General features: G+C 57.2%; 12 protein-coding genes and 1 tRNA gene. 8 read left to right on the plus strand and 5 right to left on the minus strand.

Going from position 1 to position 15,426, the window contains the following annotated elements; all coding sequences use genetic code 11:
* Together ACXAF0_RS15995 and ACXAF0_RS16000 are read left to right on the plus strand one after the other, a co-directional pair.
* Positions 1-413: molybdopterin-binding protein (locus ACXAF0_RS15995; RefSeq protein WP_475346838.1), on the plus strand; the 413-nt coding region annotated here is incomplete at its 5' end.
* A gap of 70 nt (positions 414-483) precedes the next feature.
* Entirely contained in the window at positions 484-828 is a 345-nt protein-coding gene (locus ACXAF0_RS16000) for a hypothetical protein (protein ID WP_475346839.1), read from the plus strand.
* Between the two features lie 49 nt (positions 829-877).
* Here the strand turns inward: ACXAF0_RS16000 and ACXAF0_RS16005 are convergent, their stop codons facing one another.
* From ACXAF0_RS16005 to ACXAF0_RS16015, 3 genes are all read right to left on the minus strand, one after another.
* Positions 878-1,132, minus strand: coding sequence for a hypothetical protein (locus ACXAF0_RS16005; protein WP_475346840.1), 255 nt, complete (start codon positions 1,130-1,132; stop codon positions 878-880).
* A 275-nt stretch (positions 1,133-1,407) separates the two neighbouring features.
* Positions 1,408-2,094, minus strand: coding sequence for a 5,6-dimethylbenzimidazole synthase (bluB, locus tag ACXAF0_RS16010; RefSeq protein WP_475346841.1), 687 nt, complete (start codon positions 2,092-2,094; stop codon positions 1,408-1,410).
* A 137-nt stretch (positions 2,095-2,231) separates the two neighbouring features.
* Positions 2,232-3,635: a hypothetical protein gene (locus tag ACXAF0_RS16015; protein WP_475346842.1), complete on the minus strand. Its 1,404-nt coding sequence runs from the start codon at positions 3,633-3,635 to the stop codon at positions 2,232-2,234.
* Positions 3,636-3,846: 211 nt separating this feature from the next.
* Between ACXAF0_RS16015 and ACXAF0_RS16020 the strand changes: the two genes are divergently transcribed.
* The 4 genes from ACXAF0_RS16020 (at position 3,847) to ACXAF0_RS16035 (ending at position 7,736) form a co-directional block, all read left to right on the plus strand.
* Positions 3,847-3,933: transfer RNA gene (locus tag ACXAF0_RS16020), tRNA-Leu, on the plus strand.
* A 289-nt stretch (positions 3,934-4,222) separates the two neighbouring features.
* Positions 4,223-6,964: a cation-transporting P-type ATPase gene (locus tag ACXAF0_RS16025; protein WP_475346843.1), complete on the plus strand. Its 2,742-nt coding sequence runs from the start codon at positions 4,223-4,225 to the stop codon at positions 6,962-6,964.
* A gap of 75 nt (positions 6,965-7,039) precedes the next feature.
* Positions 7,040-7,432, plus strand: a complete 393-nt coding sequence (locus ACXAF0_RS16030; protein ID WP_475346844.1) for a hypothetical protein — start codon at positions 7,040-7,042, stop codon at positions 7,430-7,432.
* Between the two features lie 28 nt (positions 7,433-7,460).
* On the plus strand, positions 7,461-7,736 hold the full coding sequence (locus tag ACXAF0_RS16035; RefSeq protein ID WP_475346845.1) for a DUF3572 domain-containing protein: 276 nt from the start codon (positions 7,461-7,463) through the stop codon (positions 7,734-7,736).
* On the opposite strand, the gene ACXAF0_RS16040 is transcribed toward ACXAF0_RS16035, so the two are convergent.
* Both ACXAF0_RS16040 and ACXAF0_RS16045 read right to left on the minus strand, forming a co-directional pair.
* Positions 7,733-8,275, minus strand: coding sequence for a GNAT family N-acetyltransferase (locus ACXAF0_RS16040; RefSeq protein WP_475346846.1), 543 nt, complete (start codon positions 8,273-8,275; stop codon positions 7,733-7,735). The genes ACXAF0_RS16035 and ACXAF0_RS16040 overlap by 4 nt on opposite strands.
* A gap of 43 nt (positions 8,276-8,318) precedes the next feature.
* On the minus strand, positions 8,319-9,149 hold the full coding sequence (locus ACXAF0_RS16045; protein ID WP_475346847.1) for an undecaprenyl-diphosphate phosphatase: 831 nt from the start codon (positions 9,147-9,149) through the stop codon (positions 8,319-8,321).
* Between the two features lie 265 nt (positions 9,150-9,414).
* Between ACXAF0_RS16045 and ACXAF0_RS16050 the strand changes: the two genes are divergently transcribed.
* Entirely contained in the window at positions 9,415-10,845 is a 1,431-nt protein-coding gene (locus tag ACXAF0_RS16050) for an NAD(P)-dependent oxidoreductase (protein WP_475346848.1), read from the plus strand.
* 28 nt (positions 10,846-10,873) lie between these two features.
* Entirely contained in the window at positions 10,874-15,424 is a 4,551-nt protein-coding gene (gene gltB / locus ACXAF0_RS16055) for a glutamate synthase large subunit (RefSeq protein WP_475346849.1), read from the plus strand.
* The last annotated feature ends 2 nt before the right edge of the window (positions 15,425-15,426 follow it).

A 15,426-nucleotide genomic window follows, 5' to 3' on the forward strand; every position in this document is an offset into this window, starting at 1 on the left:
CCCGCCTGCGCATGGCGCGCATTCCAGTCGGGGCGGAGCTGATCCAAAACCCGATCTCCAAGGCACCAGGTTTTCGCATGGAAAACGTCTATGTCATGGCCGGTGTACCGATGATCATGCAGGCCATGTTCCAGGGCATCAAACATCAGTTGATCGGCGGCAAACCAATGGTGTCGCGCTCTGTCGGGGGCTATATCCCCGAAGGCACCATTGCCAAGGTGCTGGCTGAAATCCAGGATGATTTCCCTGCAACTGATATCGGGTCCTATCCGTTCCTGCGCGAAGGCAAGCTTGGTACGACATTGGTCGTCCGCGGCGAGGAGCCCAATGACGTCAATCAGGCATCAGATCGCATTCGCCTTGCCATCATTGAAGGCGGCAGGGAAGTGATCGAAGACACCGGCGCTGTTTGATTGCGTTTGGTCAAGGTAATCACCAATCGCTGTGTCTAGAATTGTTCTGACCTTGTGACGGGAAGAGAACATGACCGACCAGAACCGAGATCAGCATGAAGATCGCCGCAACAGTCAAGCCGCGCGCGAAGCACGCTCGATTGTCAAATTCATGATCGAACACACCGCTTATGGCGGGTTTGGTGCATTGGTGTTTGGCGCACTGGTTCTGTTTTTCGATATTGGCGGGATTTACAGCCTTGCGATGTCATCGCGTGATGCACCGATCTTCATTTTTCTGCTGTTTTTTGGCCTGTTCGTGACTTTTGGCGGCATCAGCCTGGGTATCGGGATCATGACAATGGGCGGCTTTTCGGATAATGACCGCTACCGTGACGAGCGAACGCGCAACCGCAATGACCATGACCGCAAATAGGAAAAGGCGCCGTAATTGGCGCGTTTGTCATTTGGGCAGATGCCCTTGATCAGGCTTGGTCTTCGGCTGATTTTTTGGCGATAACCCGGGCCACCAGCATGCCGATGATCCAGCCCGCCAGCGGGACGATAAAGATGTAATCAAACAGCGGGTGGTTTGAATCCCCACCCGATACGGCCAGAATGAACCCGACCCAACCAGCGGTCAGGATATAGCCGAGAATCTTGAAGTAAACACCACTCGACAGCCCCTTTTTCTGTGGGGACTGCTTGGGGTCGTTCGTCTTGTTTTCATCGCCAGACATGTCGTGTTCCTAGAGCGTGTTGCATCAAATTCTCCTCACTTTGCCGAGGACATCCTTCTGTCCGGCAAGGAAAGGTCCGCTGCGCGTAGCGGGGCTACGGTCAAGGACCTTGACGCTGCGGGGCGGAAGGATGTCGCGGCCCACAGGGTTTGTCTTTGGCGGCGTTTCGCGGCGTTACACCGTTTGACCGATGCGCCGCATCGCTCTGCTCGCTGTGCCTTGCCAAACCACACGCCAAAAACAAACAAAGCGAGGGGAATTTGATGCAACACGCTCTAGCGTTCAAGTGTCAGGGTGTCGGGGTCAATACGATCCTGCCAGCCTTCGCGCACCAGTTCGGGCACGACGTGATCCTGTTCCGGATAGCCGATGCAAAGATAGGCAATCAGGCGCCAATGATCGGGCACATCGAGCGTTTTGCCGACAACATCGGGCTCAAGGATCGATACCCAGCCAACCCCGATGCCCTTGACGCGCGCGGCCAGCCACAGCAACTGCACCGCTGCCACAGCTGAATAATCAAGCATCTCGGGCATGGTCTTGCGACCCAGCCCCATGCCCGCCTCCGTTTCTTCGTCGGCGAAGACCGCCAATTGCACCGGCGCCTGATCCATCCCCTGCAGCTTGAGTGACGCATAAAGCTTGGCACGCTCACCGTGATAGTCATTAAGCGCCTCGTTATTGGCGCGCTCGAAACTGTCGCGGATTGATTTGCGGCGATCGGGATCATTGACCTTCACAAAACGCCATGGCTGGCAATTGCCAACCGACGGGGCCAGGCAGGCTTCCTTGATCAGGTCGTCGATGTCTTCCTGTGGGATCGGATCGGTGCGAAAACGCCGGACATCACGCCGCCACAGCAACAAATCAATGAACTGCTTCTGGAAGGCTTTGTCGAAAACCGGCGGCGTCGGATCAATGTCCTCGGCACTGTTTTCGGCAATCTGATCTGGTTTGGTCATGGCGCGGGCCTGATGGAATTGCGGGGTAACTTTCAATTGTTTTGCACCCTACCTGCCAGCGCCGATCTCGCCAATAGCAAGATGATGACATCATGCGATTGCCCGCGCATTTTGCGCAAGCATGCGGTGGGTTGCCGTCAGAACGGCACATCTATGGTGAGAAGCCCGGTATAATCCCCATGCGCAACTTCATAGGTCAGTTTGCGCCGCAGCTCGAAACTGACACTGGCCGGGAAGCGGCCCCACTGTTGGGTAATGCCGCCGCCGGTATCAAGATAAAGATTGGTGCTTTCGACACTGACAAACGGTTCAAGCGTCATCGATGACCGCGCCACATCATGTACCAGCGAGAATTCAGATCGGATGCCGGTAATGTCCTCAGCCCCGGTGGCATGATCGCGAAAGCCCTGAATGCTGAGATCGAAGTTCAAGGGGTCATAGGCATATTCCGACCCGGCGTAATAGCGCGTCGATCCGCTGCGCCCGTAATTCTGATTGAGAAGCGAGATGGTTTCTTCCTGTCCGGCAAACGGGATGATCTCGTGATTGCCAAGGGCAAGGCGATAGCGCGCCTCGATCGAGGCATCAAAAAGCTGCGTGGTGGCAGTGCTTCCCGGCACCAGCCCGCCATTGGTGGCGCGTGCGGCATCGATATGTTCACGTGCGGTGATCATGTCGCCATCAAGCTGAATGCGCAGTGGCACGGCACCAAATTCATAATCGGTCCCGAACCCGATGCTGTTTGAAATGCTCGTGCTATCAAGCGTTTCCGCGTAGCGCACATGATCGGGTACTGTGCCAATCGGCGATTGGGCAATGGTGCTTTGACCCAGGCTGATGCTGCCACGCAGGTTAAACCAGTCCGTGACGCGCGACACAAAATAGGGCGACAGGGCCAGATTGTTCTCGCGGTAATGCAGCTGGCGCGTACCGGATTCTCCAACCGTACTGCCCCAGCCAATACCAAGACCAAGCACCAACCCGTCATCCACCAGATAATCAACCCCGCTATCAATCGAGATGGTGTCGCCACTAAGCCCCGGGTCATAGCCCGACCCGGTAATGCGGTTTTCAAGTTCTGAATGATTGCCCGCGAGCCAGATGCTGATCGGTGCGTGGGCACTGCGCGATTGGGCGGGGAAGGTACCCGCCGCACTGTCAAAATCAATCCTGCGTGCAAGTGATGACAGGGCAGTACGACCGGCCAAAATCTCGCTTGGCGTCGGTGTGCTAGCGCCAAATTGCAGATGCTCGGTCGCTTGTTGCGGTGGGGCAAGGAAGCTTTCAGACAGAAGCGGCGCGACCCGGCTGCCATAAAGATCCTCGTCCATCTTGTCGTAAAGGCGGTTCATGTGGCGGCGCTGGTTTTCGCTGCGCGTGGTGGTCTTGTTGCGCAAAACCGGCGCATCAGGGCGCGCACCATCGTCGCTGGCCAGGGCCGGCGCGATAATGGGCGGTTGGTTTGTCTCGCGGCGAACGACATAGGCGATGGCCGCCAGACAGACTGTGGCAACCACGGCAGTTTGAAAAGGCCTGTTCATCTGACGTTAAACATCTCTGTTCGGGTCAGTGATTGATCGTTGCAGACGAAAATGCAGGGAATGTGGAGAAAGACGGGCAGTTCTGCCCCATTGCTGTCCAAGCAGCCAAACCGGGCGCAAAGGTTGCGGTCCGGGCCAATAGAATGTTGCGTCAAAAACGAAGCCGCGCTAGAACGCTTTGCACCGGCCTTGGCCGGTTCCAACGCGCGTCGCGGGCGTGGCGAAATTGGTAAACGCAGCGGACTTAAAATCCGTCAGCCCTAAGGCTTTGCCGGTTCAAGTCCGGCCGCCCGCACCAGCGCACCGGTCGACCCATTCGCGGCCCCGGCATCAAATTGTCGAATTCCCGCCCTCAAATCCTCTGCTTTGCATTTCACCCTGTAATGCTCGATCCGCAGTCTTGCTGTGGATGTTTGGTTCATTGCGAACGCAGGAGAATGATGATGGTTCATCTGATTGCCTTTGGCGTCATTGCGGCTGCCGCACTCGTCGTAACCTGATGATCGGTTTGGGCTGCTTGTAAGTAATGTTGCAGTGCGATAGGATTTGTGATGTGCTGATCGCGCCATCAACAGGCCAGCATTGCCATGAACAAAGTCGTCGCCAAACCAGCCGAGATTTCCCAAAACCCGGTGCAAAAAGACCGGTCCTGGCACGCTTTGCCGGCCGAGCAGGCTCTGGAGGATTTCCAGACAAGCCCGCAAGGTCTTGATGCAGAGCAAGCATCATCGCGTCTGGAACAATATGGTCCCAACCGTCTGGACCCGCCACGTCGGCGCGGGCCACTGATCCGGTTTCTGGCGCAATTCAATAATGTGCTGATTTATGTCCTGCTGCTTGCGGCTGTCGTCACGGCGGCCTTGGCGCATTGGGTCGATACGTCCGTCATTCTGGCGGTGGTGGTGATCAATGCCATCATCGGATTTGTTCAGGAAGGCCGGGCGGAAAGCGCGCTTGAAGCGATCCGCAACATGCTGTCGCTGGCCGCCATCGTCGAACGCGGCGGGAACAAAACCGAAATCCCTGCCGAAAATGTCGTGCCCGGCGATATCGTCCATTTGCAATCGGGCGACAAGGTTCCGGCCGATTTGCGCCTGATCCGGGTCAAGGGCCTGCAAATTCAGGAAGCTATCCTGACCGGCGAATCTGTCCCCGTCGACAAGGCCGTCTCATCGGTGGCCGAGGACGCAGCCCTTGGTGATCGGTTTTCCATGGCCTATTCCGGCACCATGGTCACCCATGGGCAGGGCTGCGGCGTGGTTGTTGCCACGGGTGCGAAAACCGAAATTGGCCGCATCAGCGCGCTTCTGTCCGAGGTCAGTACGCTCACCACCCCGCTTTTGCGCCAAATGTCGACTTTTGGCCGCAAGCTCAGTGCCGCGATCATGGCGGTGGCCTTTGTCACCTTTACCATTGGTGTCTGGGTACATGGCCGTGGGGCGGCGGATATGTTCGTTGGCGCCGTCGCATTGGCAGTTGCCGCCATCCCCGAAGGTCTGCCTGCCATCATGACCATCGCGCTTGCGACGGGCGTGCAGCGCATGGCATCACGCCGTGCAATCATTCGCCGCCTGCCGGTGGTGGAGGCTTTGGGTTCGGTCAGTGTCATCTGCTCGGACAAGACCGGCACGCTGACGCGCAATGAAATGACGGTGCAGTCCCTTGCCACCGGCAAGCATTTGTATGCCGTGACCGGTACGGGTTATCGCCCCGAAGGCGGGTTTGAGCTGGATGGCAAACCGGTCACACTCGATGATCATCCGGGCCTGACCGAAATGGCGCGCGGGGCGTTGCTGTGCAGTGATGCCGGTCTGCATGAAGCGGATGGCCAATGGTCGGTCGATGGCGATCCGACCGAAGGCGCACTGGTCGCCCTTGCCATGAAGGCAGAACTGGAACCGGGGGCTGAAAACCGTCTGCTGCCGCGCCATGACGTCATCCCATTTGAATCCGAACACCGTTTCATGGCGACCCTGCATCACCATGCCGAAGGCCATGGCTTCATCTATGTCAAAGGCGCGCCGGAACGTATTCTGGGCATGTGCAGCTCGCAAGGCGGGCCGGAGTATCAGGAGGTCCTTGATCGTCCCTATTGGGAAGCCCGCATGCAGGAAATGGCCGAAAACGGTCAGCGGGTTCTCGCACTGGCCTACCGCCCGACCCATAACGGTCATCACCAATTGGTCTTTGATGACGTCAAACAGGATCTGGTGCTGATCGGTCTTTATGGCCTGGTTGATCCGCCACGCGAAGAAGCCATCGCCGCTGTTGCCAAATGCCGGGCCGCCGGGATCGCGGTGAAAATGATCACCGGTGATCATGCCATCACCGCAGGTGCGATTGCCCGCCAACTGGGCCTTGGGGATGGCGAACGGGTGGTGAGTGGTCATGAGCTTGACGGGCTTGATGATGGCGCCTTGCGTGACGTTGCCAGCAAATCCCATGTTTTTGCCCGCACCAGTCCCGAACATAAACTCCGTCTGGTCAAGGCCCTGCAGGCCGAAGGCCATGTCGTTGCCATGACGGGTGATGGCGTCAATGATGCCCCGGCACTCAAACGCGCCGATGTCGGCGTTGCCATGGGCCAGAAGGGCAACGAAGCCGCCAAGGAAGCCGCCGAGATGGTGCTGGTCGATGATAATTTCGCCTCCATCGCCGCCGCGGTGGAGGAAGGCCGCACGGTCTATGACAACCTCGTCAAATCGATCTTGTTCATCCTGCCCAGCAGCGGCGGGGAAGCCCTGACCATCGTCATGGCGCTGGCCCTGGGGCAGTTACTGCCGATTACCGCCCCGCAAATCCTGTGGGTCAATATGATCACGGCGGTGACGCTGGCCTTGGCCCTTGCGTTCGAACCGGCCGAAGACAACGTCATGAAGCGCCAACCACGTCGGCGGGATGCGCCGTTATTGTCGGGCTTTCTGATCTGGAGGACGGTTTTTGTCTCGCTCATTCTGGTGATCGGGGTTTTCGGGGTGTTCGTCTGGTTCCAGAACCGGGGTGCGGATCTGGAAGTTTCGCGCACGGTGGCGGTCAACACGCTTGTCATGTTTGAGCTGTTCTATCTGTTCAATGCCCGCTTCCTCACTGCATCGGCCGTCAACCGACAGGGCCTGATTGGCAGTCGGGCGGTGCTGGTCGCGGTGGCACTGGTGGTGATTTTCCAGCTGATCTACACCTATGCGCCGCCGATGCAGTATCTGTTTGAAAGTGTCGCCATCCCGCCGTTGGGCTGGGCCATGGCGGTGGGCGTCGGGTTTAGCGTCTTTGTCCTGGTCGAAATCGAAAAGGCGGTCTTGCGCCGCTGGCAGAACCGCACGTCACGGTGATGTTTACCGGATGTAAAGCACATGCCGCCTATCCATAACGCATTGCCGCAACCACGTGTCAGGTCAGGCCCCTTTATGCCGCTACCAGATGAAGAAGATGAAGGCCCGCGCAAGAAAGAACGAGTGGGCAAATATGTTGCCCCCGAAGAGCGCGCTGCCAATATCGTCAAACAGCTTGATGAATTTCTGCGCAAGGGACCGCGCAAGGGGCTGAAATATTCCCGCTGGCAGCAACTGGCCTGGTATGAGATCGTCGATGAAATCAAGCGCGCCGAAATGGCCCAGAAAAATCAGGATACCCTGACCAAATCCGCCTTCCTCAGCCTTGCGATTGGCTTTGGCACAGTCGGATTCTGGGGCTTGGTTCTGATGGCGGGCAATGGCTTGGGCGGGATTGCCGCTGGCGTCATTGTGATCGCAGGCCTGGTCATCTGGCGCGCCATGGCCAAGGCCCAATGGTTTAAATAGAAACACGCTTACGCAGGCAGTCAAAACCATGAACAAGGACGCAGCTGAAACGCTTGCCATTCGCGCCATCGCCCATATCGCGGGGGATGAAGAATTGCTGCAAGGATTGATCGCGCAAACCGGCATGGGGCTTGATGACCTCAAAGCCGGGATCGGATCAAATGAAGTCCAGTGTGGCGCTATTGAATTCCTGCTGTCGCACGAACCGTTCCTGATGCGCTTTGTCGAGGATTCGGATTACGCCCCCGAAGACCCGGCACGCGCCCAAATCGTCCTTTCCGGCGGCCCGATCTGGCAGGACTAGCCTCGGCCAAGCAATTCCGGCTTGTTGGCGATTTCAGGGCGGGGGTCGCTGCGCAGCAATCCGTAAATTACGGAATCGCGGATGCCGATATGGGTTTCCCATTCACCGCGCAAAATCCCCTCGCGGGTAAAGCCGAGTTTCTCGAATGTCTTTTGCGATGCGTGATTGTCCGGGTCGATATCGGCAAAGATGCGACGCGCCGATGTTTTGGCAAACAGATCTTCCATCGCGGCCGCCAATCCGCGTGCGGCATAATTCTGCCCACGCGCAGCCGGATGGATCATGCAGGCTGCTTCCCAGATATCGGCATCGCGACCCGTATTGTAAAAGGCAATCACCCCAAGGGCCGGTCCATCGGGTATTTCACAAACGACCCATGATGTATCGGCAAACCCGCCGTACCATTCCTTAAGCTTGGTGATGGTGGTTTCAATGTCCGGGGTGGCCGGTTCGGGCAGCCACAGGCAACAATCGTCATCACCAAAAATAACGTGCAGCTCCGGACCATCATTCACCGGATCAAGGGGGCGCAGATACATTTGAGGCACTTTGTTTGTGGACCAGAATGGCGTGGCGTGTGGTTTAGCTCATGAAGGGCAGGGGTGTGCCGCCATAGACGTAAATCCACACCAGAAGCCCACCGCCAAGCAAAATGCGATAGATCGCAAATGGGGTGAAGCTGGATCGTTTCAGCCAGCTCATCAAAAGGGCGATGGCAATGAGTGCGGTGATAAAGGACAGACCCGCTGCCAGCAGCACGTCCTGGGTCAGGTTGATATCACCGGCCTGATGCAGATCGATCCCCGCCAGCAACCCGGCACCGAGAATAACCGGGATCGACATTAGCATGGAAAATTGCGCGGCATCGGACCGCTCATAGCCCATGAAGCGCGCAGCTGTCATGGTGATGCCCGACCGGCTGGTGCCTGGCACAAGGGCCAGAACCTGTGCAAGGCCGATAAACAACGCACCGCCCCAACGCATATGTTCCAGACGGTTGATCGTCATGCCGACCTTATCGGCAATCCAAAGCAACACACCAAAGCCCAGCGTGGTCCATGCAATGATTTCGATCGAGCGCAGCTGTTCTTCGATCCCCGACACTTTGAAATAGAATCCGACGGCGATCACCGGGATGGTGGCCAGCACGATATGAATGGCAAGGCGGGCGCCAGCATTGATTCGCCCGGTAAACAGCCGGACGAATCCGCCGAGCATGGCGAACACATCACGCCAGAAATAGATCAAAACAGCGGCCAAAGTGCCAACATGCACTGCGACGTCTACCAACAAACCCTGATCCGCACTGCCGGTGATGGCAGGGGCCAGGACCAGATGGCCAGATGAGCTGATGGGGAGAAATTCGGTGATCCCCTGAACGATCGCCAGAAGAATGATGTGCTGTAGGGTCACGCCCGCCTCGGTGCCTGTTCGCTGCAAAAACTGATCGCTTATAGCAGTTTAGCCCATTTTGGCGAAATGCATAAATAGTACCATTATGGTACTATTGAAACAATCTTACGGTGATTTGATCACCGTTTCTCTGAAAGGCCGCAAAATTAATCCGGATATTTAAGTCAGCTTTATTGACCTAAATGGTATTTTGTGCTGGATTCTTGCCACCTCGACACGTATACAGAGCGAAACCCGCAACATAAAACCCTTCCAGAGGGCCGTCATGACAGAAAAGATGCTGAAGTTTGTTCATATTGAACAAAAATATCCGCACAAAAGAGAGGCGTCCGAGCGCCGCACGGATTTCAACGAAATTTATGAGCCGTTCGAGGACCAAAGTGCTGCGGACCAGTCCGCGCGCTGCTCGCAGTGTGGTGTGCCTTTCTGCCAGGCACATTGCCCACTTTATAATAACATTCCCGATTGGTTGCGCCTGACCACCGAAGGTCGCATGGAAGAGGCTTATGCCATCTCGGCTGCAACCAACAACATGCCCGAAGTCACCGGCCGCATTTGCCCGCAGGACCGCCTGTGCGAAGGAAATTGCGTGATCGAACAATCGACCCATGGTGCCGTCACCATTGGTTCGGTCGAAAAATACATCACCGATACCGCCTTTGCCAATGGTTGGGTCAAACCGCCGGTCCCGACCAAGGAAAACGGGATGTCGGTTGGGATTATCGGCGGTGGCCCCGGTGGCATGGCGGCAGCAGAACAGCTGCGTCTCAAAGGATATGAAGTGCATATCTATGACCGTTATGACCGCATGGGCGGGCTTCTGGTTTATGGTATTCCGGGCTTCAAGCTTGAAAAGGATGTGGTCGAACGCCGCGTGAAACTTCTCGAAGAAGGTGGCGTTGTCATGCACACCGAATTCGAAGTTGGCCGTGACGCCACCCTTGAAGACCTGCGCAAGAAACATGATAGCGTTCTGATCGCGACCGGTGTTTACAAGGCACGTGATCTGAAACTGCCGGGTGCCGGTCTGGAAAATGTCTATCCCGCCCTTGAATATCTGACCACGTCCAACCGCCACAGCCTCGGTGACAAGGTTCCGGCTTATGAAGACGGCACCCTTAATGCCAAGGACAAGAATGTCGTGGTGATCGGCGGTGGTGACACCGCCATGGACTGTGTCCGCACCGCGATCCGTCAGGGCGCAAAATCGGTCAAGTGTCTTTATCGTCGTGACCGGGCAAACATGCCGGGCTCGCAGCGCGAAGTTGCCAATGCCGAGGAAGAAGGTGTTGAATTCGTCTGGCTGACCAACCCGGAAGCTTTCGTCGGTGATGACAAGGTAACTGGTGTGCGCGCGGTCAAGATGCGCCTTGGTGCCCCGGATGCCGGCGGCCGTCAGAGCCCGGAAATCATCGAAGGCTCAAGCTACACCATGGATGCCGACATGGTTATCCTCGCACTTGGTTTTGAACCCGAAGATCTGCCGACCCTGTTTGATGCACCGGAACTCGGTGTTTCGCGTTGGGGCACGGTCAAAATCGACTTCCGCACCATGATGACCAATCTGGATGGCGTGTTTGCTGCTGGTGATATTGCCCGTGGTGCATCGCTTGTGGTCTGGGCAATTCGCGATGGCCGTGATGCGGCTGACCGGATTGATCAATATTTGCTGGCGCGCAAAGAAGCTGCCGCTTAATCCCGCTGCCGCATTAGGAGAGAGAGTTATGAACAAAATCGTTCACAGCAAGGGCGCCGCTGATATCGCCCGTTTTGAAAAGAACGCGGCTCATCTTGAAGCCAGCGGGATGTATGATCCGGCAGAAGAACACGCCAACTGTGGTGTGGGTCTGGTCGGGGCGATTGACGGCAAGCCGCGTCGCGAAGTTGTCGAAGCCGGGATTGAGGCGCTCAAGGCCATCTGGCACCGTGGCGCTGTTGATGCCGACGGCAAGACCGGCGATGGCGCGGGTATCCACCTTCAGATCCCGCAGGATTTCTTCAAGGCCTATCTTAAAGTCATCAACCAGGAAGCCCCCGACAGCCTGATCGCTGTTGGTCAGGTCTTCCTGCCGCGTATCGACATGGCCGCACAGGAACGTTGCCGTGCGATTGTCGAAACCGAAATCCTCAAACAGGGTTACGGTATTCTGGGCTGGCGTCAGGTGCCGGTCGATGTGTCGGTGATCGGTGAAAAAGCCAACCAGACCCGCCCGGAAATCGAGCAGGTCCTGATTGGCGTGCGCGAAGATGTCAGCGAAGAAAAGTTCGAGATCGACCTGTATGCGATCCGTCGCCGCATCGAGAAGGCCGTGCTTTCCGAGGCGATCAAGGATTTCTACATCTGCTCGATGTCGTGCCGTTCGGTGATCTACAAGGGCATGTTCCTCGCCGAGGACGTCGATACCTTCTATCCCGACCTGCGTGATGAGCGCTTCATCTCGAACTTCTGCGTCTATCACCAGCGTTATTCGACCAACACCTTCCCGAGCTGGCCGTTGGCACAGCCGTTCCGTGTGCTTGCCCATAACGGCGAAATCAACACGCTGCGCGGTAACGTCAACTGGATGAAAAGCCACGAAGCACGCATGGCACATGATGCCTATGCCGACAGCATCGATGACCTCAAACCGGTTATTCAGCCGGGCTCGTCTGACTCGGCAGCCCTTGATGCCGTGTTCGAGCTGATGGTGCGTGCTGGTCGCGACCTGCCGATGGTCAAAACCATGATGGTGCCGGAAGCCTGGTCGAAAAAGGCATCCACGCCCGACAGCTATAAAAACCTCTATGCCTATTGCAACGCCGTGATGGAACCGTGGGACGGTCCGGCGGCGCTTGCGGCCTATGGCGGCAAATGGCTGATGGGCGGTACCGACCGTAACGGTCTGCGTCCGCTGCGTTATGCGGTTACGGGCAATGGTCTTCTGATTGCCGGTTCCGAAGCCGGTATGGTCCATATTGACGAAGAAGCCTGCGTTGAAAAAGGCCGCCTCGGCCCGGGGCAGATGATTGCCGTCAACCTTGAAGAAGGCGTGCTTCTGCATGATGCCGAGCTCAAGGATCAGCTGGCAGCACGCCGTGACTGGTCGAAATGGGTTGGTCGCACCAAGGTGCTTGATGACCTGATTTCACCGGAACAGGCTGAACCGGCAAACCTGGAAAAAGAACGTCTTCTGCGCCTGCAGAAATCGATGGGCCTGACCCACGAAGACCTTGAACTGATCCTTCATCCGATGGGTGAAGACGGCAAGGAAGCCATTGGTTCGATGGGGGATGACACCCCGCTTGCGATCCTGTCGGACCGTTATCGTGGTTTGCATCACTTCTTCCGTCAGAACTTCTCGCAGGTGACCAACCCGCCGATCGACAGTCTTCGTGAAGCGCGCGTCATGAGCCTGAAGACCCGTCTGGGTAACTTGGGGAATGTCCTTGACGAGGATGAAAGCCAGTGTGATCTGTTGCAGCTCGAAAGCCCGGTTCTGACCAACGCCGAATATGACGCGATGCGCGGCTATATGGGCGACAGTGCGGTCGAAATCGACACCACCTTTGACATCAATGGTGGCAAGATGGCGCTGCGTGAAGCGATCTCGCGCATTCAGCGCGAAGCCGAGGAAGCTGTGCGCGGTGGTGCCCTGCACGTCATTCTGACCGACGAAGGCATTTCCGAAACCCGTGCGGCCATCCCGATGATCCTGGCCACCGGTGGCGTTCACAGTCACCTCGTCACGACGTCGCTTCGCACCTATATCTCGCTCAACGTCCGTTCGGCAGAATGCATGGATGTGCATTACTTCGCCGTTCTGATCGGTGTCGGCGCGACCACGGTGAACGCCTATCTCGCACAGGAAGGTCTGCTGGACCGTTATGCCCGTGGCCTGTTCCCGAATGTGAACAGCACGGCTGAAGTCATGCAGCGCTTCAAGGCCGCCATTGATGCCGGCTTGCTCAAGATCATGTCGAAAATGGGCATCTCGATCATCAGCTCCTATCGTGGTGGCTATAACTTCGAAAGCATCGGTCTGTCGCGATCCCTTGTGGCTGAATTCTTCCCGGGTATGCCGTCGCGCATTTCGGGTATCGGCCTTCAGGGGATCCAGCGCCGCACCATCGCCCAGCACAAGGAAGCCTTTAACGGCAATGTTGTGGTTCTGCCGGTCGGCGGTCTCTACAAATACCGCCGCAGTGGCGAACGCCATGTCTGGACCGGTCCGCTGATCCACACCCTGCAATCCGCTGTGACCACGGGCAGCTACCATTCCTTCAAGAAATTCTCGGATGGTCTGCGCTCGCGTGAACCGCTGCATCTGCGTGATCTGCTTGATTTCCGTTCTGACCGCGAAGGTGTGCGTCAGGATCAGGTCGAAAGCATCACCGAAATCCGCAAACGTTTCGTAACGCCGGGCATGTCGCATGGCGCGCTGTCGACCGAGGCGCACGAAGCGCTGGCGATTGCCATGAACCGTATCGGTGCGAAATCGAACTCCGGTGAAGGCGGGGAATCGCGTGAACGTTTCCGTCCACGTGCGAACGGCGACAATGCGCGTTCCTCGATCAAGCAGGTGGCATCGGGTCGTTTCGGTGTAACGGCCGAATACCTCAACAACTGCGAAGAAATCCAGATCAAGGTCGCCCAGGGTGCAAAACCGGGCGAAGGTGGTCAGCTGCCGGGCTTCAAGGTCACGGTGGAAATCGCCCAGCTGCGTCATGCAACGCCGGGTGTGACCCTGATTTCACCGCCGCCGCACCATGACATCTATTCGATCGAAGATCTGGCACAGCTGATCTATGACCTCAAGCAGATCAACCCGCGTTGCCGCGTCTGCGTGAAGCTGGTGTCGCGTTCGGGTGTCGGTACGATTGCGGCTGGTGTTGCCAAGGCAAAAGCCGACGTCATCCTGATTTCCGGGTATGACGGTGGTACGGGTGCAAGCCCGCAGACCTCGATCAAATATGCCGGTGTGCCGTGGGAAATGGGTCTGTCAGAAGTCAACCAGGTGCTGACGCTGAACAACCTGCGTGACAAGGTCAAACTGCGTGTTGATGGCGGTTTCAAAACCGGACGTGACATTGTCATGGGCGCGATGCTCGGTGCCGAGGAATTCGGTATCGGAACCGCATCCCTGATCGCGCTGGGCTGCATCATGGTCCGTCAGTGCCATTCCAACACCTGCCCGGTCGGTGTCTGTACCCAGGATCCGGCCCTGCGTGCCAAGTTCGTGGGCACCGCAGACAAACTGGTCAACCTGTTCACCTTCATGGCCGAGGAAGTCAAAGACGTTCTGGCCGAGCTTGGCTATACCCGTCTGGAAGAAGTCATTGGCCGATCGGACCTGCTTCAGCAGGTTCACCGTGGCGCCAAGGACCTTGTTGACCTTGACCTCAACCCGCTGCTGGCACAGGCCGATGCCGGTGATCATGCACGCTTCTGCACCATCGAAGGCCGCAACGAAGTCCCGGATACCCTTGATGCCCAGATGATCAAGGATGCCCGTCCGCTTCTTGAAGACGGCGAAAAGATGCAGCTGCAATACAACATCCAGAACACCCAGCGTGCGATTGGCACCCGGATGTCGTCCCTGATCACGCAGAAATACGGTATGACCGGCCTGAAACCGGGCCATCTCCATGTCCGTCTGCGCGGATCTGCCGGTCAGTCGCTTGGTGCCTTTGCAGTCCAGGGGCTTAAGATCGAAGTTCAGGGCGATGCCAACGACTATGTCGGCAAGGGTCTGTCGGGCGGGACGATTGTTTTGCGTCCGCGCCCAAGCAGCTCGCTTAAGACCAACGAAAACACCATCATCGGCAACACCATTCTTTATGGTGCGACCGCGGGCAAGCTATTTGCCGCAGGTCAGGCCGGTGAGCGTTTCTGTGTGCGTAACTCCGGTGCGACCGTTGTGGTTGAAGGTTGTGGCTCGAACGGTTGTGAATACATGACCGGTGGCACGGCCGTCATTCTTGGCTCCGTTGGTGAAAACTTCGGGGCGGGCATGACCGGTGGCATGGCGTTCATCTATGACACCGAAGGCACCTTTGCCGATGTCGTCAATGATGGCTCCATCCTGTATCAGCGCATTGAAACCCAGCATTGGGACGAACATTGCCGTTCCCTGATCGAGGAACATGTGAGCGAAACCGAAAGCGGTTTTGCCCGCACCATCCTCGATAACTGGGATCGTGAACGCGGCAACTTCTGGCAGATCGTGCCAAAAGAAATCGTCGACAAGCTGGAACACCCCATTCGCTCAGAGAGCGAAAACCAGGCAACTGCGTGATC

The sequence above is a fragment of the Thalassospira sp. ABD4_177 genome (assembly GCF_056160125.1).

Excerpts from the sequence above, each read along its gene's own strand:
- ACXAF0_RS16015 (WP_475346842.1), bottom strand. The coding sequence starts at position 3,635 with ATGAACAGGCCTTTTCAAACTGCCGTGGTTGCCACAGTCTGTCTGGCG.
- ACXAF0_RS16000 (WP_475346839.1), top strand. The coding sequence starts at position 484 with ATGACCGACCAGAACCGAGATCAGCATGAAGATCGCCGCAACAGTCAA.
- ACXAF0_RS16040 (WP_475346846.1), bottom strand. The coding sequence starts at position 8,275 with ATGTATCTGCGCCCCCTTGATCCGGTGAATGATGGTCCGGAGCTGCAC.
- gltB (WP_475346849.1), top strand. The coding sequence starts at position 10,874 with ATGAACAAAATCGTTCACAGCAAGGGCGCCGCTGATATCGCCCGTTTT.
- ACXAF0_RS16025 (WP_475346843.1), top strand. The coding sequence starts at position 4,223 with ATGAACAAAGTCGTCGCCAAACCAGCCGAGATTTCCCAAAACCCGGTG.
- ACXAF0_RS16030 (WP_475346844.1), top strand. The coding sequence starts at position 7,040 with ATGCCGCTACCAGATGAAGAAGATGAAGGCCCGCGCAAGAAAGAACGA.
- bluB (WP_475346841.1), bottom strand. The coding sequence starts at position 2,094 with ATGACCAAACCAGATCAGATTGCCGAAAACAGTGCCGAGGACATTGAT.
- ACXAF0_RS16050 (WP_475346848.1), top strand. The coding sequence starts at position 9,415 with ATGACAGAAAAGATGCTGAAGTTTGTTCATATTGAACAAAAATATCCG.
- ACXAF0_RS16035 (WP_475346845.1), top strand. The coding sequence starts at position 7,461 with ATGAACAAGGACGCAGCTGAAACGCTTGCCATTCGCGCCATCGCCCAT.
- ACXAF0_RS16005 (WP_475346840.1), bottom strand. The coding sequence starts at position 1,132 with ATGTCTGGCGATGAAAACAAGACGAACGACCCCAAGCAGTCCCCACAG.